Genomic DNA, 19,216 nt, shown 5'->3' on the forward strand with positions numbered 1-19,216 from the left:
CGGCCGCTGAACGCCGGCGGGACGGTCGTGGCTCATCGTCCGGTCCGGACCTCTGCCTCGGTCTCGGCGGCCGGTCCCGACCCGGCGACCCGGAGCTTCTCGCCCTCGATGTCGACGTCGGGCAGGATGCGGTCGAGCCAGCGCGGCAGCCACCACGCCTTGTCGCCGAGCACCGTCAGGACCGCGGGCATCAGGGTCATGCGGACGACGAAGGCGTCGAAGAACACCGCGGCGGCCAGCGCGAAGCCCATCACCTTGATGAAGGCCATGTCCTGCAACATGAATGCCGCGAACACCGAGATCATGATCGCCCCGGCCGCGGCCACGACGCGGGCGCTGTGCCGATAGCCCTCGACGACGGCGGTCCTGGCGTCGGCGCCGTGCACGTAGGCCTCACGCATTCGCGTGACGAGGAAGACCTGATAGTCCATCGCGAGCCCGAACACGATGCCCACCAACATGATCGGCAGGAACGACACCACCGGTTGCGGGTTGTCCACGATACCCAGCGCCCCGTCGGTGAACAGTGCGACGGTGACACCGAACGTCGCTGCCACGCTGAGCAGGAATCCCAGGGCTGCCGTCAGCGGCACCAGGATCGAGCGGAACACGATGATCAGCAGGATGAACGCGAGTCCCACCACGACCAGCAGGTAGGGGATCAGTGAGTCCGACAGCCGTTCGGAGATGTCGAGTTCGATCGCGGTCTGGCCGGTCACCCCGTAGGAGATGCCGGTGGTCGCCGACACCCGCGGTTCCATGTCTCGCAGCTTCTGGACGAGTTCGGGAGTCGCCTCGTCCGACGGTGCGGTCGACGGGATGATGGTGATCTTCGCGGTGTCGCGCGCCTCGTTGAGGCCGCCGGCGCCGATCTGGGCAACAGAGACGCCGTCGATCCGCTTGAGGTCGTCGACCAGCGTGTCGAATGCGGTGATCCGCTCACCGCTGTCCTCGATCCCGCGTCCGTCGGCCACGACCACGAGTGGTCCGTTGAATCCGGGGCCGTAGCCCTCGGCGACCATGTCGTAGGCCTGGCGCTGAGTCGTCGACGGCTCGGACGTCCCGTCGTTGGGCAGTGCGAGTTTGAGGCCGACCATCGGGATGGCGAGTACGACGAGGATGCCGATGATCGCGACGGTGACCGTACGCGGACGCGCGACGATGCGCTGCACCCAGCGCTGGCCGTTGTGGACGCGCTCGGCCTCGTGCTGCTCCACATCCGGGGGGTTGAGCCGGGGGAGTTGCCCGCCGAAGGCCTTGGTCCCGAACAGCCCGAGGATCGCCGGGAGCAGGGTCAGGGCGACGAGGACCGCGACGATCACCGTGGCCGCCGCCGCGACACCCATGGCGGTGAGGAACGGGATCTTCACGATGGCCAGTGCGGCGAGTGCGATGACCACGGTGCTTCCGGCGAACACGACCGCCGAACCCGCGGTGCCCACCGCTCTGCCCGCGGCGTCGGCGCGGCTCGACGAGCGATGGATCTCATGCCGGTACCGCGACACGATGAACAGCGCGTAGTCGATGCCGACGGCGAGGCCGATCATCGTCGCGAGGATCGGGGTTTCATTGCTGAGATCGAAGAAGTTGGTGCCCAGTTGGATGCCGAGCATGCCGATCGCGACGCCGACGATGGCGGTGATGATGGGCATGCCCCAGGCCACGAGCGAGGCGAAGGTGAGGATCAGGATCAGCGCGCCGACGCCGATGCCGATGAGTTCGGAGGTGATACCGAGCTCGAATTGCTGTGTGGCCGTGCCTTTCATCTCAACGGTGAGACCGGCGGCGCGGGCGTCGTCGGCGACCTTGCCCATCTGCTCGCGGGTGGTCTCGGTGATGTCCGACGATGCCTCGACGTCGAACGAGGCACCCAACTGGGCGACCGTGGCTTCGGAGTTGATGGGTGAGATGGCCTGGGCGTCGGCCGCGGCCTCCTCGGCGCTCTTGTCGAAGGTCTGCTGCTGGAAGCTCTGCGACAGTTCCCGGAGCTTCCCCGGAGACTGCTCGGTGCCGTAGGAGTCGAAGGGATTGACGATCGCCTCGGGGCTCTTGACGCCCTCGACGCCCTTGAGGTCGGTGACCATCGTGTCGATCGCCTGCTGGTACTGCGGCTCGGTCAGCGTCGAACCCTGCGGTGCGCGAAGGAGATACGTGACGGAGACGTCGGATCCGAAGGCCGGTTCGCCAGGGAAGCGCTCGACCATCAGGTCCTGGGCCTTCTCCGACGGGATGCCGGGGATCGAGAACGACTCCGACGTCGGTTTGGCCAGCATGGTTGCGCCGATCCCCATGCCGATGAGCACCAGCACCCAGATGGCGATCGTCTTGAAACGGTTCTCGTACGTCCAGCGTCCGAGCCGATACAGGTGTGTTGCCACGTCAGTGCTCCTTGGGGGATGTCGCGGCCAGCTTGTCGACGGCCGAAACGGGTTGCGCGAGACCGGCCGACGCCTGATCGAAGGCTGCCTCGAGCACGGTGGACAGTTCGAGGCGCCCGGCCGGGTCGGTGGCCGCGGTGGGATCGGTGGCGAGCGACGCGCGGTGGGTCACCCAGTACTCCAGGGCGACGCGCACCGTCGTGATCGCGTTGTGCAGGACCAGGTGGGGATAGAGCGCATGGGGTTGCTGGCCGCGCCGGGCGAAGAGCTCGACGATGCGGGCCTCGACGGTGTCGCCGAGTTCGCTGTCGCGTGTTCGTGCGGTCAGTCCTGGTTCGGTGTCGAGGAGCCGGAACAGTTCGACGATCTCGGCGGGTTCGCCGACCTCGGGCGACATGGCGGCCTCGACGAGGGCGGTGCGGACCGAACACCAGAGGTCCTCCTCGGCCGGCCGGGCCTCGATCCGTTCCACGATGGTGTCGAACAACGTCGACACGAAATGCAGCAGCGCGTCTTCTTTGCCGCCGAAGTAGTTGTGGAACGTGCGGACGGACACGTTCGCCTCGGCGGCGACGGCGTCGATCGTGACCTGGTCGATGCCATCCCGCGTCGACAGCCGCAGGACGGCGCGGGCGAGCGCGGTGCGGGTCGCTGCCTTCTTCGATTCGCGGAGTCCGAGGGTGTGCACCTCATCCACGGTACGGAACTTGCAGGCGCCTGCAAACTTGCAGATTCGTGCAAGTTTGGGAGGGTTGCCACAATGGGTATCGAGGGGTGGGACAGGTCACACCGACGTGTCGGGCAATACGGGCAAGTCCCTTTCCGAAAGGCGACCGATGTCGACTCCGGCCAATCCGTTCTCCGCCGACTATCAGCCCGACCCGCGCCGGTGGAAGGCGCTGGCGGTGTGTCTGGTGGTCGGTTTCATGACGCTGCTCGACGTCTCGATCGTCAACGTGGCGCTGCCGTCGATCGAGGCGGGGCTCGGTGCCAGCACCGCCGACCTCTCGTGGGTCGTCTCCGGGTATGCGCTCGCCTACGGGCTCGTGCTGGTCCCGGCTGGCCGCGTCGGCGACGCCCGCGGGCGGAAGACGACCTTCCTCGTCGGGCTCACGCTGTTCGTCCTGGCGTCGACCGCCTGCGGACTGGCGCAGGGGCCGACACAGCTCGTCGTCTCGCGACTCATCCAGGGAGTCGCGGGCGGCATCCTCGCTCCACAGGTCTCCGGTCTGATCCAGTTGCTCTTCCGTGGCGCCGAGCGCGGCCGGGCGTTCGGCATGTTCGCCGCCACCATCGGGATCTCCACCGCGGTGGGGCCGCTGCTCGGTGGTGTCCTCATCCAGGCCGGCGGGACCGCCGAGGGATGGCGCTGGATCTTCTTCGTCAATGTGCCGATCGGGATCGTCGCGTTCATCGCCGCCATCCGGCTCATCCCGGCGCGGCCGTCGGAGCTCAAACAACCGCTTCGCGGCAGCTTCGATCCCATGGGTGTGCTGCTACTCGGTGCCGGTGTGTTCGCCCTGATGCTGCCCATGGTCCAGGACCAGGAGTGGCCGGGGGCGCGGAAGTGGCTGCTGCTGGTGGTCGGGGCGATCGTGCTCGGTGCGTTCGTACTGTGGGAACGGCGCCAGGGCCGTGCCGGCCGTCAGCAACTCATCGACCTCTCACTGTTCTCGCTGCGGTCGTACACGCTCGGCTGCATCATCGCGATGGTCTATTTCGCCGGTTTCACCACGGTGTTCTTCATCTACACGCTGTTCGTTCAGCAGGGTCTCGGCTACACGGCGCTGCAGGCGGGCCTGGCGGTGACGCCGTTCGCATTGGGATCGGCGGTGTCGGCGAGCATCGGCGGCAACATCGTCGGCAAGGTCGGTCGCAAGCTCGTCCTGATCGGCCTCGGACTGGTGGTGCTCGGGATGGTCGCGACGATCATCGCGGTCCAGTTCGTGCCAGGCCACAGCGTCGGATATGCCGCCGCGGTGCCGTTGCTCGTCGCGGGCATCGGCTCCGGCCTGGTGATCTCGCCCAACCTCACGCTGAGCCTCGACCCCGTGCCGGTCACCAAGGCCGGCATCGCGGGCGGGATCCTGCAGACCGGCCAGCGCATCGGGGCCGCCGCGGGCATCGCGCTCGTGGGAGCGGTGTTCTTCGCCCAGGTCGCGAACAGTCACGGCGACTGGGCGCGGGCCTTTCAGATCGGGCTCGCGACCGCCGGGTTCCTCGTCCTGATCGCGCTCGCGGTCGGGTTGGCGGACTACCTCCCGCACCGTCGCGAGACCGTCGGGGCGAGGTAGGTCCGCGGACCCGGGGCGTCCGGGTGCCCGGTTCGCTGCGATCCTCGAACCTCAGGGACGCGGACGGGGCACCAAACGCTCGAGTTGCGTCACGTGCGCCGGTGTCAGCTCCTCCAGCGCCGCCACGCCCAGCAGGCGCATCGTGCGGGCGATCTGCTCGCCGAGGATCTCGATCATCCGGTCGACCCCGGCCTCGCCGCCGGCCATCAACCCGTACAGGTACGCCCGGCCGACCAGTGTGAACCGGGCGCCCAGAGCGACCGAGGCGACGATGTCGGCGCCGCTCATGATGCCGGTGTCGAGCATGACCTCGGTCGACTGGCCGACCTCGCGCGCCACCTGTGGCAACAGGTGGAACGGGATGGGTGCCCGATCGAGCTGTCGCCCTCCATGATTCGACAGCACGATGCCGTCGGCACCGAGGTCGGTGACCGCTCTGGCGTCCTCGACGGTCTGGATGCCCTTGACCACCAGCTTGCCGGGCCACTGGGATTTGATCCATGCCAGGTCCTCGAAGGTGACCGTCGGGTCGAACATGGTGTCCAGCAATTCGGCCACCGTCCCGGACCAGCGGTCGAGCGAGGCGAAGGCGAGTGGTTCGGTGGTCAGGAAGTCGATCCACCACTGCGGGCGGGGGATCGCGTTCAGCACCGTCTTGGCGGTCAGCGCGGGCGGGATCGACATGCCGTTGCGCTTGTCGCGCAGCCGGGCGCCGGCGACCGGGACGTCGACGGTCACCAGCATGGTGTCGTATCCGGCTGTCGCGGCCCGGTCGACCAGAGCCATGGACCGTTCGCGGTCCTTCCACATGTACAGCTGAAACCAGTTGCGGCCCCGCGGGTTCGCCTCCTTGACGTCCTCGATCGACGCGGTGCCCATCGTCGACAGCGAGAACGGGATGCCGGCCCGCCCGGCGGCGCGCGCGCCGGCGTACTCACCTTCGGTCTGCATCATCCGGGTGAAACCGGTCGGTGCGATGCCGAACGGCAGCTCCGACCGTCCGCCGAGGATCGTGCACGAGGTGTCGACCCGGGACACGTCGCGCAGAATCGCCGGATGGAATTCGATGTCGGAGAACGCTTGTCGAGCACGCTCGATGGACAGCTCGGCCTCGGCCGAACCGTCGGTGTAGTCGAAGGCGGCCCTGGGGGTACGACGCTTGGCGATCCTCCGGAGATCTTCGACGGTGAGCGCGGCGTCGAGGCGCCGTTTCTTGGCGTCGAATTGTGGTCTCTTGAACTGCATCAGGGGCGCGAGGTCGCGCGGCCTGGGTACCCGACGATCCATGGTCATGCCCTTCCTGCACCGATCGCGGCGCGGTGACCTGTGCTGCGAGTCCCCGGGGTGCAGGTGTTGCGGCGGGAACCTGTCGGCGACGATAGTCCGCATCGTCTCGACATCGCCATCGATCCGTCCGTGGGATCCGCACCGCGCCGACGATCCGCGCGTGCAACGGTGCCGGAATCTCGAAATCGGCCAGGTCGCGGCGAGCGGGGGACGATGATCGGCTCCGGCGGGGTGAATCGACGACAGCAGCGACGGGAGATGTGGTGCTCGAAGGACGGAGAAGGTCCGGTGGCGGTGGTTCTGGTTGTGCGGGTATGACCGCCATCGTCACCGGCGGAGGTTCCGGGATCGGGGCCGCGCTGACGCGGGCGCTCGCTGCGGACGGAGCCGACGTCACCTGTGCCGACATCGATCTGGCGGCGGCGCAGCGTGTTGCGTCGGAGGCAGCGGACGAACGAGGCGCCGTGCGTGCGGTCGCTCTGGACGTGACCGACGCCGACGCGGTGACGCGGGTCGTCGACGACGTGGTGGCCCGCAGCGGGCGGCTGGACCTGATGTTCAACAACGCGGGGATCACCTGGGGCGGACCCACCGAGATGCTGACACTGGATCAGTGGAACGCCATCATCGACGTCAACATCCGCGGCGTCGTGCACGGGGTGGCGGCCGCATATCCGGTGATGATCGAGCAGAGATCCGGGCACATCATCAACACCGCGTCCATGGCCGGCCTCGTCGCGGCCGGTCTCATCACCAGCTACGTGATGACCAAACATGCGGTCGTCGGGCTGTCGCTCGCGCTGCGCACCGAAGCCGCCGCGCACGGGGTGGGCGTGCTGGCGGTCTGTCCGTCGGCGGTCGAGACGCCGATTCTCGACAAGGGGTCGGTGGGTGGCTTCGTCGGCCGGTCCTACTATCTCGCGAGTCAGGGGTCGTCGAGGGCCTACGACGCCGACCGCCTCGCCCGTGAGGTGCTGACGGCCGTCGCGCGCAACCAGCCCCTGCTCGTCGTACCCCGACGCGCCCGGCTCTCCTGGCGCATGCAGCGAGCGGCCCCGGGGTTGACGAATCGTCTTGCAGGTCTGTTCATCTCGCGTCAGCGCGCCCAGCTGGAGGCGCCGGCCGGCTGAGCTGGGGGTTCCCGCCGGTTGAGCTCGGGTTCTGCCGGTTGAGCTCGGGTTCTGCCGGTTGAGCTTGTCGAAACCCCCCGCTCGAAACCCCCTCAGCCTCCCGCGACGCTGCTGAGGATGGCGACGATGACTCCGGCGACGGTCAGCACGCCGACCACCCAGCCCATGGTGATCGCCGTACGCCGACGGCCGAAGCGGGCGGCGTTGATCGCGATGCCGAGGCACACGAGGATGGCGATCGCGTAGACGGAGATGCCGAGGGTGAGGAGTGCGACCGAGGAGTCGGCGGCCAGGACAACCCGAGTAGACATGGCATCGAGTACACCACCACGGCCATCTGTCGCCGCACGGTGGGCGTGATCCACAGCGGCCACCCAACCAATTGCTTGCTAGGGTGCCTCCAGTAGACGCTCGAGGAGGGCATGTGGACGTCGCCGGCAAGGTGTTCGTGGTGACCGGTGCGGGTAACGGGATCGGGCGCTGCGTCGCACACGACCTCATCGAGCGTGGCGCTACGGTGGCCGGTGCCGACATCAACGAAGCGGGATTGGCCGAGACTGCGCGTCTGTCCGGCGATCCGTCGCGCTTCTTCCCGTTCCTGCTCGACATCGCCGATCGCGAAGCGGTGCAGAGGTTTCCCGACGAGGTGCGGACTGCTGCCGGCAGCGTCGACGGTCTGTTCAACATCGCCGGGATCCCGCAGGACACCGAGACCATCGTGGAGGTGTCCGACGAGCGGATCGAGACGCTCATGCGGGTCAACTTCTTCGGGACCGTGTGGCTGACACGTGCTTTCCTGCCGCACCTGCAGGAGCGACCCGACGGCGGCGTCATCCTGATCACGTCCAGTCTGTCGGGGATCGCTCCGTTCCCCGGTGCGGCGTTCTACGGTGCGAGCAAGGCCGCGGTCGCCCTCTTCGGGTACGGCCTGGCCCAGGATCTTCGCGGGTCCCGGTCGAGCGTGACGGTCACGACGGTCATCCCCGGCACCATCTGGACCGATCTGGTGCGTAAGACATCGCAGGCGCTGGGGACGCCCGAAGCGGTGGCCAAGGCCTTCGCGATGCCTCCGCAGAAAGCGGCTCGCCGGATCGTCGACGCCACTCTGAAGGGGCGGCTCCGTGTGGTCATCGGCAAGGATGCCCACGCTTTCAACGGCGCCCGGCGGCTGAGCTCCCGGTTGAGCGAACGCATGGCGTACGTCCAGGTGGGGACCTTCGTGTACCGGGGGAAGAGTCGCCCGCCGGCTGTACAGGGCTGAACCCGCCACGCGCCGAGAGTGTTCCGCGGAACACCTCCTCGACGGCACCCGGCCGGCGCACACTGGCAGCCATGTTTCGACGCCGTCAGGGATCCGTGGCCGGGAAGGTCGTGTTCATCACCGGGGCGGCGAGGGGGATCGGCCGCGCCACCGCAACGGCACTCGTCGCGAACGGGGCCAGGGTGGTGCTGTCCGACATCGACGAGCAGGCGCTCGACGAGGTGGCCGCATCACTTGGCCCCGACAACGCGGTCGCGACCGTCTCCGACGTCACCTCGCTGGCGGACATGCAGGCCGCGGTCGATGCGGGGTCCGCACGGTTCGGCGGTATCGACATGGTGGTGGCCAATGCCGGAATCGCCAGTTACGGAACGGTTCTCGCCGTCGACCCGGCCGCCTTCCGGCGGGTGATCGATGTCAACGTCACCGGCGTGTTCCACACGGTGCGCGCCGCGCTGCCGTCGGTCATGGAGCGGCGGGGTTATGTGCTGATCGTATCGTCGATGGCTGCCTACGCCCCGCTGGGCGGCATGTCGTCGTACAACGCGAGCAAGGCCGCCGTCGAACACTTCGCCAATGCGCTGCGGATGGAGGTCGGTTATCGCGGTGTGGACGTGGGTTCGGCGCACATGAGCTGGATCGACACCCCGCTGGTGCAAGAGGCCAGTGCCGACCTGTCGGCGTTCGATGAGCTCCTGTCCCGGTTGCCGGGACCGTTGTCCCGGCGTCTCCCGGTGGAACAGTGCGCCGACGCTTTCGTCCGCGGGCTCGCCGAGCGAAAGCACCATGTCGACGTTCCGGCCGGCTGGGTCGAGGCCATGCGATGGCTCAAACCGGTGTTGAACTCGGCGGTGGGGGACCGGTTGACACGTGGGCTGGTGGCGCAGTTCCTGCCTGCGGTCGACGCCGACGTCGCCACCCTGCACCGGTCCACGAGTGCGCGCAATGTCGCGATCGGTAACGTGCCGCCGGATGCCGGCGCTCCGTCGTAGCCCACTGCGCCGCACGTCACCGGGCCTTTCCGTTGGTGCGCCGTGCGGGATGTCACCCGAACTCGGTGGGCGCACTCCGGCCGGAGGTCGGCAGGGTTGTGACGGTGCCCCCAGTCGGACTCGAACCGACACTGTGCCGATTTTAAGTCGGCTGCCTCTGCCAATTGGGCTATGGGGGCTGGGGTCTCGTCATGGAGACGGACGTCCCCGGTGAGCATAGTCAGCGGCGGTGGCGACCGTGCTGCTGCGGGTTGGTGGGCGCGTTGCCATCCGTCCGACTTCACCTCGACTGCCAGACTTCGATCGAAGTCTGCCGGCCGAAACGACGTCCATCAGTCGAGCGCGTTTCCTTGACCGCCCCCGGTGCGGGGGTGATCATCGAGGCATGGACGCGGCAGCGGTGACCGGGGCGCGCAATTGGGAGGCTGTCCGAGAACGGCATCCCGGCATCGTCGAGCGTCTGGAGCTCGGCCTCGTCCAGGGGGACCCGCTTGCCGACGCGGCGATCGCCGAGGCCCGCGAGCTGGGGATCTCGTTCTCCACACTCGTCGAACTGTTGGAAACCCACGGAGAATCCGCGGCCGGGATCGACGTGGAGGCCGGTTCCGATCGCCTGCAGATGCCTGCGTCGATGACGGAGTTGCTGCGGGTCGCGAGCGTCCCGCCGCCATGGTTCGATCCGGCGTTCGCGGCGTCGGGTGCGCGGGCCTGGTGGCGCTTCGGCACGTTGCAGGCCTCGACGCTGTACCAATCACTGATCTACGGGTTCAAGGCCCAGGGTTTCGTCCGTCCGCTGGTCGCCACCGGGCGACTCGGGTCGGGCACCCGCGACCGGGTGCAGTCCACCGCACGGTGGGTCGCCGAGGCCACCACACCCGGATCGATGCTCCCCGGTAACGCGGGTTGGGTTGCGACCCTTCGCATCCGGCTGCTCCATGCCTACATCCGCGACATCCTTCGCAACCCGCACGGGCCCGACACCCCGGCCTGGGACGAGGCCGAGTGGGGTGTGCCGATCAACCAGACCTACTCGGTCATGACCATCTCATGCGGCTTCCTCGCACTACCGCTGCTGGTCGCGCGCGACTTCGGCATCCACTACAGCAGCGCCGAGCGGGAAGCGATCACCCATCTGTGGCGCTGGATAGGCTGGGTCGTCGGCGTCGATGACGACCTCCTGCCCGCAAACGACGACGCCGCGAGCGAATTGTTCCGGGTGGCAGGCGAATTCGAACTCGAACCGGATGACTCGTCGAAGGTGCTCACCCGGGCACTGCTCCGGGAGGGTTACGACCTGCCCGGCGTCGTCCACGGTGCCTCCCCGATTCCGGTGCCCGCCCTGCTGGTCTCGGCGGTCGACACCCTCACCCGACCGCTTCTCATGTCGTCGTTCTCGGCGATCAGCACGCGGTGGGTCGATCGGTCGGTGGCGCGGCGGATGGGTCTGCGGCGCACGCCGCTGCATCACCTCGTCGACGTCGCACGTCCGGCGGTGCGGCTACGGGAGATCGTCCGGTCGACCGGGCTGCTCGGCTCCGAATCAACGGTCATCGAGCGGGAGTTGCGCACGGTCCGGCGCGGTCTCGGGATGGTGGCCCACGAATAAGTTCACACTGGTGAACAATCGTTGACCCACTAGATTACTGCTGATAACTTAACGCCGTAAATTCGACGGCGAGGGGCACCGCATGCTGGTTCGGATGACTCGGCTGGTCATTTCCATGCCGAAGAGGGTGCTACTCGGGGCGGTGATCCTGCTCGTGGTCTGCGGCGCCTACGGTGCGACCGCAGCCGAACATCTCCTCGCAGGGGGTTACAGCGACCCGAACTCCGACTCGGCACGCGCCGAGAAGGCGCTCGACGAGACCTTCAACCGCGGCGGCATCCAGGTCGTCCTGAAACTCGACGCCCCCGACGGCGTCGACATCTCCCGTGACCCGACAGCGCAGGCCGTCGGCAAGAGCATCATCGGCGAACTCGACGACAACGAGTACGTCCAGGACCAGATCCTCTCGGTGTGGACCAATCCCGCACTCGACTCCGCGCTGGTGAGTCGCGACCGGACCTCCACCCTGGTCATCGCGTCTCTCGCCGGGGGAGAGGATCTGGCACCGGCCCGGGCGGTGGAGATCGAGAAGGCCCTGGCCGGCGAGCGGGAAGGCATCACCATCCGTGCCGGGGGGCAGGCGCTCGTCTTCGCCCAGGTCAACGATCAGACCTCGTCGGACCTGTTCATCGCCGAGGCCATCGCCATCCCGATCACCTTCATCGTGCTGATCTTCATCTTCGGCGGACTCCTCGCCGCTGCCGTTCCGGTGGGGATCGGCATCGTCTCGATCATCCTCACCTTCGCCCTGCTCCGGGGGATCGGCTCGATCACCGACGTGTCGGTGTTTGCCCTGAACCTCACCACCGCACTGGGTTTGGCGCTCGCCATCGACTACACGCTGCTTCTGCTGACCCGATACCGCGAGGAGGTCGATCGAGGCCTGGCGCGCCCGGACGCCATCGTGCGGACCATGGCGACGGCCGGGCGGACGGTCGCCTTCTCGTCGGTCACCGTCGCTCTGTCGCTGAGCGCCCTGGTGCTGTTCCCGCAGTACTTCCTGCGCTCCTTCGCATTCGCGGGCCTGGGTGTGGTGATCGTGGCGTCGGCGTCGGCACTGGTCTTGACCCCCGCCGTGCTGATGGTGCTGGGCGACCGGATCGATTCGCTCGACGCCCGCAAGCCGATGCGTCGACTGCTGCGGCTGCCGACGTCACGACCGCGCCGGCCCGAAGACACCTGGTGGTACCGCCTCGTGCAATGGGTACTCCGACACGCGCTCCCGGTCGCCGCGGTGGTCACGCTCTTCCTGCTGGTACTCGGCGCACCGTTCCTGTCGATCAAGATGGGCTTCCCCGACGACCGGGTACTGCCCGAGTCGGCGGGCTCGCATGCCGTCCAGCAGGAGATCCGCGACGGTTACGAAGACGACCTGTCGGCGGCGGTCACCGTCGTCGTGCAGGGAGAGGCCGACCGACAGGCCCTCGCCGAGTACACCAGGGCACTGTCGGAAGTGGCCGACGTCAACTCCGCAGGCTCGTCGGCGGGGACGTATGTCCGCGGCCGGCCCATCGCTCCGGGAAGCCCGGAGGACAGTCGCGGGGACCTACACGTACTCAACATCTCCACCGACAGCGACCCGATGAGTGACTCGGGCATCGCGCAGCTCGACGACCTGCGCGCGGTACCGCCGCCCGCCGGCACCGAGACGCTGTTCACCGGTCTCGCGGCGACGACAGACGACACCGTCTCGTCGATCTACGCCCACCTCCCGTGGGTGCTCGGGATCATCGCCATCGCCACGTTCGTGCTGCTGTTCCTGTTCACCGGCAGCGTCGTGCTTCCCCTGAAAGCGCTTGTCCTCAACATCTTGTCGCTGTCGGCGACCTTCGGGGCGATGGTCTGGTTCTTCCAGGAAGGTCACCTCGACGGGTTGGGGACCACCGCCACCGGAACGCTCAACGCGACCGTGCCGATCCTGCTGTTCTGCGTGGCCTTCGGTTTGTCGATGGATTACGAGGTGTTCGTGCTCGGCCGCATCCGGGAGGAATGGTTGCAGTCCGATCGCACCCGCGCGGCCAGCGACCACTCCGTCGCACTGGGCCTCGCGCGCACCGGCCGGGTCATCACGGCTGCCGCGTTCCTGATGAGCATCGTGTTCGCCGCGATCGGCGCGTCGGAGGTGTCGTTCATGCGGTTGTTCGGGATCGGCTTGACCCTCGCGGTGCTGATGGACGCCACCGTCATCCGGATGTTCCTGGTGCCCGCGTTCATGCGGCTCCTCGGACGCGCGAACTGGTGGGCGCCCAGGCCGCTGCGCCGCGTCCACGACCGGTTCGGGCTCTCGGAGGAGGTGCCGGAGCTCGGCGGGGACGCCCGGCGGTCCGGCGAGACAACGCCGTCGAGGGTCTGACACCGAATTCCTACCGGGGGTCGCGCGCGGTATGCCGGCCGGCAATCGCCATCGGGATGAGGTCAGGAGAGTAGTGGTGACACGCAGACGGGCCAGATCTCCTCGTGGCTCCGGGGAGATCCTCGCCGAGGAGATCATCGAGGCGGCCGGGGAGATCCTCGTCGAGCACGGCGACGACACCGCGATGTCGATCCGTGCGGTCGCCGGCCGCGTCGGCGTCACCCCGCCGTCGATCTACCTGCACTTCGCTGACAAGGAAGCGCTGCTCGACGCAGTGTGCGCCCGATACTTCGCGCGCCTCGACGACGAGATGGCGGCAGCCTCGGACGGCGTCGACGATCCCCTCGAACGCGCCCTGGCGCTGGGAATGGCCTACGTCCGCTTCGCGGTGTCGACGCCCGTGCTCTACCGCGTGGCATTCGCCCAACCCGCCCATGAGGGAAATCCGTCGAAGGTGGATGCGGTGCTCGCCGCCAGTGCGTACGCACGACTGGTCACCACGATCACCGAGCTCGCCGACGAGGGCATGTTCGGCCACGACGATGTCGCCGATGTGGTCCTCGAACTGTGGGCGGCAGCGCACGGCGTCGCGTCGTTGATGCTGGCGAAGCCGGGACTCGGCTGGGGCCCGGATTTCAGTCAGGCGGAGTCGCTGCTGAAGTCGGTGTGCCTGGGGCGCGCGGCGATGGCGACTCGCGACCGATCTTGACGCCACCCGCACCTGGCTACGGTCGATGCGGTCCGCCCAATGGCTGAGCGCTAACGGCATTTCTGCACGGGGATGTACGACAGGAGAGTCAAGAGTCGGTAAAGTCGGCGACGACACGGTCGACTTGTGCATCCGGCAGGGAACTCACAGGAAAGACCCGACGTTGAGACCGTATACATCCGTACCGATTAAGGAGCGCTTCGTGCGAGAGAGCAGCAACCCGGTGATGCGCGGCGTCGTCCGCGACAACCAATCCGGGTACGCGGGTTTCGGGGCCGGCATGGCCGGCGCCGGAGCCGGCATCAACCAATACGGTCAGGCCACTGACCCCTACACCCGGCCGGCACCCCCGGCGACTCGTCAGCTCACCATCGACGACGTGGTCACCAAGACCGCGATGACACTCGGTGTACTCACCCTGGCCGCCGTCGCGACCTACTTCGCGATCAGCAGCCGGGCCACCGAGTCCGCCCAGATGAGCCTGGCTCTGCCCCTCATGATGGTCGGCGCCATCGCCGGCCTGGTACTCGTCCTGGTGGCGACGTTCGGACGCAAGCAGGACAATCCCGCCATCGTCCTGGCCTACGCGGCATTCGAGGGACTGTTCGTCGGTTCGATCTCGTTCGTCTTCGCGAACATGGTCGTCGCCGGTGACACCTCGGCCGGATCGCTGATCGGACAGGCCGTCCTCGGCACCTTCGGCGTGTTCTTCGGCATGCTGTTCGTCTACAAGGTCGGCGCCATCCGCGTCACCCCGCGTTTCACCCGCATGCTGTTCGCCGGCATGATCGGTGTCCTCGTCCTGATGCTGGGCAACCTGGTCATCGGGCTGTTCACCGGTGAGGCAGGCATCCTGCGCGACGGCGGCCCGATCGCCATCATCTTCTCGCTGGTCTGCATCGCGCTCGCCGCGTTCAGCTTCCTGCTCGACTTCGACGCCGCGGACCGACTGATCCGTGCGGGTGCGCCCGAGCGTGCCGCATGGGGCGTGGCCCTCGGCCTCACCGTCACCTTGGTCTGGCTGTACGTCGAGATCCTTCGTCTGCTGACCTACTTCAACTCGGACTAGTCCGAGCTGATGTGACCCGTTCCGACACTGGCCCCGCACCTGTAGGTGCGGGGCCAGTGTCGTCTGATCAGACCATTCGGACCCACAAGGACATGGGAAGCGCACACACTGTGCCGACCACCGCAGATTCACCCGGCAGGGACTCGCCACGGATCTGACGCGCGCAAATCGTGTTCTTTCTGATTCAGATGGCGCTGCCGCGGTCATCGCGTGGTTCCTCTTCCGACGAACAACCCCCCGCAGCGTCGCGGTCCGGGGACCGAGCGCTGCGGGGGGCGTCGACGAGGTGGAGCAGGTCTCGATCAGCTGAGACCGGAGAACCGTCAGCTCAGGCGCTCCAGCACTGTCAGCTCAGGCGCTCCAGCACCATGGCCATACCCTGACCGCCACCCACGCACATCGATTCGATGCCGAAGGTCTTGTCGTGGGTGCGCAGGTTGTTCAGCAGGGTGGTGGTGATGCGAGCGCCGGTCATCCCGAAGGGGTGGCCGAGCGCGATCGCGCCGCCGGAGACGTTGAGCGTGTCGTGGTCGATACCGAGCTCATTCGCAGATCCGAGAACCTGGACGGCAAACGCCTCGTTGATCTCGACGAGGTCGATGTCGGAGATGGACATACCCGAGATCTTGAGGACCTTGCGGATCGCCTCGATCGGGCCGAGACCCATGATCTCCGGCGAGAGGCCGGTTGCCGCGGTCGCGACGACACGTGCCAGCGGGGTCAGGCCCAGTTCCTTGGCCTTGGTGTCGCTCATGATGACCAGGGCGGCCGCCCCGTCGTTGAGCGGGCACGCGTTGCCGGCGGTGATGGTGCCGTCGGGACGGAAGACCGGCTTCAGCTGCGAGATCTTCTCGTATGTCGTCCCCGCGCGGGGGCCGTCGTCGGTGGTGACCTGTGATCCGTCGGGCAGGGTCACCGGGTCGATCTCCCGCTCGAAGAAGCCGGACTTGATGGCGGCCTCGGCGCGGTTCTGGCTGAGGACGCCCCACCGGTCCTGGTCCTCGCGGGAGATCCCGGTGAACGAGGCGACGTTCTCGGCGGTCTGGCCCATCGCGATGTAGACGTCGGGGATCAGGCCGTCCTTGCGCGGGTCGTGCCAGATGCCGGCGTCACCGGCGGCGCCGAGTTCGGTGCGGGCCATCGCGTCTTCGAACAGCGGGTTCTTGGAGTTCGGGGCGCCGTCGGCGCCACCGGAGATCCCGAAACTCGACACGCTCTCGACACCGCCGGAGATCAGCACATCGGCTTCACCCGCCTTGATGGCGTGCAGGGCCATGCGCGTGGTCTGCAGCGACGACGAGCAGTAGCGGTTCACGGTGACACCGGGGATGTGGTCGTAGCCGAGTTCGACGGCGATCACGCGGGCGATGTTGTAGCCGCCCTGTCCGCCGGGCTGACCGATGCCCCAGTGGATGTCCTCGATCAAGGCGGGATCGAGCTCGGGCACCTTGGCGAGTGCCGCCTGGACCATCTGCTTCGACAGTTCGTCGGGGCGAACGTCTTTGAGGGATCCCTTGGCCGCGCGGCCGATGGGAGAACGGGCATGGGCAACGATCACTGCTTCTGGCATGCCTCAAAGCTACCGTACCAAGCATCTGCTTGGTCGGACGGTCGGCCATCGGGGATACTCCCAGGTCAAGCACGCTTCAGCAGCCGTCTGACACGAGAGACAAACCGTGTTTCTTCGACGGCCACGGACACCTCCGGCGGTTGCGGCAGGGGAGTCGGACCCCATGCGCCGAGCGCGGCGAGCACCTCCGGCAACAGGTTGTCGGCCGCCAGGGTGTATCCCGCCGCCGACGGGTGGAACTGATCCGGGGAGAGCATGTGATCGGGCCGGGCGAGGAACTCCTTCGTCAGGAGGTCGGCAAGCGGAACCGCCCGGCCGCCGGCGGACCGCACCGCCGAACGCTGCGCGGCCGCGAGACGAAGCCCCCAGCCACGCAGGACCGCGCGCAGGGGTTGCGGGATCGCGGTGACGACACCGAGGTCAGGGCAGGTGCCGACGACCACCCGCGCGTCGGCGGCGACGAGCCCGCGCACGGCCTCGCCGAGTCGTCGTGCCGAGGAACGGATGCCGTTGCGCGCGGTGACGTCGTTGGCCCCGACGAGGATGACGGCGACGTCGGGCCGTTCGCGGGAGATGAACATCGCATCGATCTGTGCGGCCAGGCCCTTCGACGTCGCGCCGACGATCGCCTTGTTCGCGTAGCGGACGGTCTGGCCGGTCTCGGCGGACACGCGGCGTGCGAGCTGCACTCCCGGCGTCTGGTCGGCGGTCTCGGCGCCGAGGCCCGCCGCCGTCGAGTCGCCGAAGACGACCAGGAACAGATCGGCCGGGGTGTCGCGCGTGTGGCGCGCGACGGTGCCGTCGGGAAAATAGACACCGTCGCCGTCGGGGGCGTTGTCGGTGCGGTGGGGGATGACCAGGCGAGCCGCCGCAGCCTGGTTGTTGAGCAGGTTGTAGGCCGCCCACCCGGCACCTGCGGAGGCGCCGGTGGCCGCTGCCGTGGCGCCGACATCGCGCCAGACCCTGCCGGAGGTGGCCATCCTGCGAGTCGAACGGGACACGGGCGCCAGCATAGTGGGGCTTGGGTCCAACTCCGCCGGCCGAGAAGGGTCGCCCCGCATACGGCGAGAGCGTCGCGGCGTCGGGTTGCGCTGAGTCGGGTTGCGCTGAGTCGGACCGGGGAACAGCCGGGTGTCGGAGTCGGCGGCGTCTCTGGGACCATGGACGCATGCGCATCGCCAATCACGTCGTGGACCTGGTGGGCAACACCCCGCTGGTCAAGCTCAACTCGGTGACCTCACCCGGATCGGGGCTCGTTGCCGCCAAAGTCGAGTACCTCAACCCCGGTGGCAGCAGCAAGGACCGCATTGCTGTGCGGATGGTCGACGCCGCGGAGGCGTCGGGTGAGCTGAAGCCGGGCGGGACCATCGTCGAACCGACGTCGGGCAACACCGGTGTGGGTCTGGCGCTCGTCGCCCAGCAGCGCGGTTACAAGTGCGTGTTCGTCTGCCCGGACAAGGTCGGCGAGGACAAGCGCAACGTGTTGCGTGCTTACGGTGCAGAGGTCGTGGTGTGCCCGACCGCGGTGGAACCCAGCCACCCCGACAGCTACTACAACGTCTCCGACCGTCTGGTCACCGAGATCGACGGTGCGTGGAAGCCCAACCAGTACGCCAACCCCGCCGGACCGCAGAGCCACTACGAGACCACCGGCCCGGAGATCTGGGCCGACACCGACGGCAAGGTCACCCACTTCGTCGCAGGCGTGGGTACCGGCGGCACCATCACCGGCACGGGCCGGTACCTCAAGGAGGTGTCGAACGGCGCGGTGAAGGTCGTCGGCGTCGACCCTGAGGGCTCGGTGTACTCCGGCGGCACCGGCCGGCCGTATCTGGTCGAGGGCGTCGGCGAGGACTTCTGGCCCGCCGCCTACGACCCGGACATCCCCGACGAGATCATCGCGGTCTCCGACGCGGACTCCTTCGACATGACCCGGCGCCTCGCGCGCGAGGAGGGTCTGCTGGTGGGCGGTTCGTGCGGGATGGCCGTCGTCGCCGCGCTGCAGGTCGCCGAGCGTGAAGGACCCGACGCGGTGGTCGTCGTGCTGCTTCCCGACGGCGGTCGCGGCTACATGGCGAAGATCTTCAACGACGAGTGGATGAGCAGCTACGGATTCCTGCGCACCCCCCTCGACGCGAACACCAAGGAATCACTCGTCGGAGACGTGCTGCGCAGCAAGACCGGAGCGCTCCCCGACCTGGTGCACACCCATCCGCAGGAGACCCTGCGCGACGCCATCGAGATCCTCCGCGAATACGGGGTGTCGCAGATGCCGGTCGTCGGCGCCGAACCGCCGGTGATGGCGGGGGAGGTCGCCGGTGCTGTCACCGAGCGCGACCTGCTGAGTGCGGTCTTCGAGGGTCGCGCCAGCCTGGCCGACCCGGTGTCGGCGCATATGGGAGATCCGTTCCCGCTCATCGGTTCCGGTGAACCGGTGTCGGCAGCCACCAAGGCCCTCGGTGACAGCGATGCGCTGATGGTCGTCGAGGACGGCAAGCCCATCGGCGTCATCACCCGCCACGACCTGCTCGCCTTCGTGTCGAGCCACCCGATCGTCGGATAGGAGC

At 67.9% G+C, this 19,216-nt stretch carries 15 protein-coding genes and 1 tRNA gene; 9 read left to right on the forward strand and 7 right to left on the reverse strand.

Translation table 11 applies throughout. The annotated features are described in order from the left end of the window. Positions 1-32: 32 nt before the first annotated feature. Together H1R19_RS07790 and H1R19_RS07795 are read right to left on the reverse strand one after the other, a co-directional pair. A complete protein-coding gene (locus tag H1R19_RS07790; protein WP_219851137.1) occupies positions 33-2,378 on the reverse strand; it encodes an MMPL family transporter in 2,346 nt (781 codons plus the stop codon). 1 nt (position 2,379) lies between these two features. Further along, positions 2,380-3,066 carry a TetR/AcrR family transcriptional regulator gene (locus H1R19_RS07795; protein WP_188329941.1) on the reverse strand — a complete coding sequence of 229 codons (687 nt, stop codon included), beginning with the start codon at positions 3,064-3,066 and terminating at the stop codon, positions 2,380-2,382. Between the two features lie 148 nt (positions 3,067-3,214). Between H1R19_RS07795 and H1R19_RS07800 the strand changes: the two genes are divergently transcribed. Continuing rightward, complete coding sequence (locus H1R19_RS07800) at positions 3,215-4,672, forward strand: MFS transporter (RefSeq protein ID WP_219851138.1); 1,458 nt, start codon at positions 3,215-3,217, stop codon at positions 4,670-4,672. 51 nt (positions 4,673-4,723) lie between these two features. Here H1R19_RS07800 and H1R19_RS07805 read toward each other — a convergent pair whose 3' ends face one another. Next, a complete protein-coding gene (locus tag H1R19_RS07805) occupies positions 4,724-5,959 on the reverse strand; it encodes an alpha-hydroxy acid oxidase (protein WP_280527236.1) in 1,236 nt (411 codons plus the stop codon). 314 nt (positions 5,960-6,273) lie between these two features. Here H1R19_RS07805 and H1R19_RS07810 point away from each other — a divergent pair, with 314 nt between their 5' ends. Further along, entirely contained in the window at positions 6,274-7,089 is an 816-nt protein-coding gene (locus H1R19_RS07810; RefSeq protein ID WP_188329838.1) for an SDR family NAD(P)-dependent oxidoreductase, read from the forward strand. Between the two features lie 92 nt (positions 7,090-7,181). Here H1R19_RS07810 and H1R19_RS07815 read toward each other — a convergent pair whose 3' ends face one another. Continuing rightward, complete coding sequence (locus H1R19_RS07815) at positions 7,182-7,400, reverse strand: hypothetical protein (protein ID WP_188329837.1); 219 nt, start codon at positions 7,398-7,400, stop codon at positions 7,182-7,184. Positions 7,401-7,513: 113 nt separating this feature from the next. On the opposite strand from H1R19_RS07815, the gene H1R19_RS07820 reads away from it, so the two are divergent. Together H1R19_RS07820 and H1R19_RS07825 are read left to right on the forward strand one after the other, a co-directional pair. Next, positions 7,514-8,350, forward strand: a complete 837-nt coding sequence (locus H1R19_RS07820; protein ID WP_219851140.1) for an SDR family NAD(P)-dependent oxidoreductase — start codon at positions 7,514-7,516, stop codon at positions 8,348-8,350. 71 nt (positions 8,351-8,421) lie between these two features. Next, entirely contained in the window at positions 8,422-9,342 is a 921-nt protein-coding gene (locus H1R19_RS07825) for an SDR family oxidoreductase (RefSeq protein ID WP_188329835.1), read from the forward strand. 105 nt (positions 9,343-9,447) lie between these two features. Here the strand turns inward: H1R19_RS07825 and H1R19_RS07830 are convergent. Then, a tRNA-Leu gene (locus tag H1R19_RS07830) sits at positions 9,448-9,521 on the reverse strand. A gap of 206 nt (positions 9,522-9,727) precedes the next feature. Here H1R19_RS07830 and H1R19_RS07835 point away from each other — a divergent pair. From H1R19_RS07835 to H1R19_RS07850, 4 genes are all read left to right on the forward strand, one after another. Continuing rightward, the gene (locus H1R19_RS07835) at positions 9,728-10,948 is read left to right on the forward strand and encodes an oxygenase MpaB family protein (RefSeq protein WP_219851141.1); all 1,221 of its coding nucleotides are present in this window, start codon (positions 9,728-9,730) and stop codon (positions 10,946-10,948) included. A gap of 82 nt (positions 10,949-11,030) precedes the next feature. Beyond that, positions 11,031-13,301 (forward strand): MMPL family transporter, encoded by a 2,271-nt coding sequence (locus tag H1R19_RS07840; RefSeq protein ID WP_219851142.1) that lies wholly within the window; start codon positions 11,031-11,033, stop codon positions 13,299-13,301. Between the two features lie 73 nt (positions 13,302-13,374). Continuing rightward, the gene (locus H1R19_RS07845; protein ID WP_219851143.1) at positions 13,375-14,010 is read left to right on the forward strand and encodes a TetR/AcrR family transcriptional regulator; all 636 of its coding nucleotides are present in this window, start codon (positions 13,375-13,377) and stop codon (positions 14,008-14,010) included. A 202-nt stretch (positions 14,011-14,212) separates the two neighbouring features. Further along, positions 14,213-15,079, forward strand: coding sequence for a Bax inhibitor-1/YccA family protein (locus H1R19_RS07850; RefSeq protein ID WP_188329831.1), 867 nt, complete (start codon positions 14,213-14,215; stop codon positions 15,077-15,079). A gap of 346 nt (positions 15,080-15,425) precedes the next feature. On the opposite strand, the gene H1R19_RS07855 is transcribed toward H1R19_RS07850, so the two are convergent. Beyond that, a complete protein-coding gene (locus H1R19_RS07855; RefSeq protein ID WP_188329830.1) occupies positions 15,426-16,649 on the reverse strand; it encodes an acetyl-CoA C-acetyltransferase in 1,224 nt (407 codons plus the stop codon). Between the two features lie 65 nt (positions 16,650-16,714). Continuing rightward, positions 16,715-17,629 (reverse strand): SGNH/GDSL hydrolase family protein, encoded by a 915-nt coding sequence (locus tag H1R19_RS07860; protein WP_188329940.1) that lies wholly within the window; start codon positions 17,627-17,629, stop codon positions 16,715-16,717. Positions 17,630-17,817: 188 nt separating this feature from the next. Between H1R19_RS07860 and H1R19_RS07865 the strand changes: the two genes are divergently transcribed. Next, positions 17,818-19,212: a cystathionine beta-synthase gene (locus H1R19_RS07865; RefSeq protein WP_188329829.1), complete on the forward strand. Its 1,395-nt coding sequence runs from the start codon at positions 17,818-17,820 to the stop codon at positions 19,210-19,212. Positions 19,213-19,216 lie beyond the last annotated feature (4 nt).

Origin of the sequence: Gordonia jinghuaiqii, assembly GCF_014041935.1 — a bacterium.
In the GTDB taxonomy this organism is placed as follows: domain Bacteria; phylum Actinomycetota; class Actinomycetes; order Mycobacteriales; family Mycobacteriaceae; genus Gordonia; species Gordonia jinghuaiqii.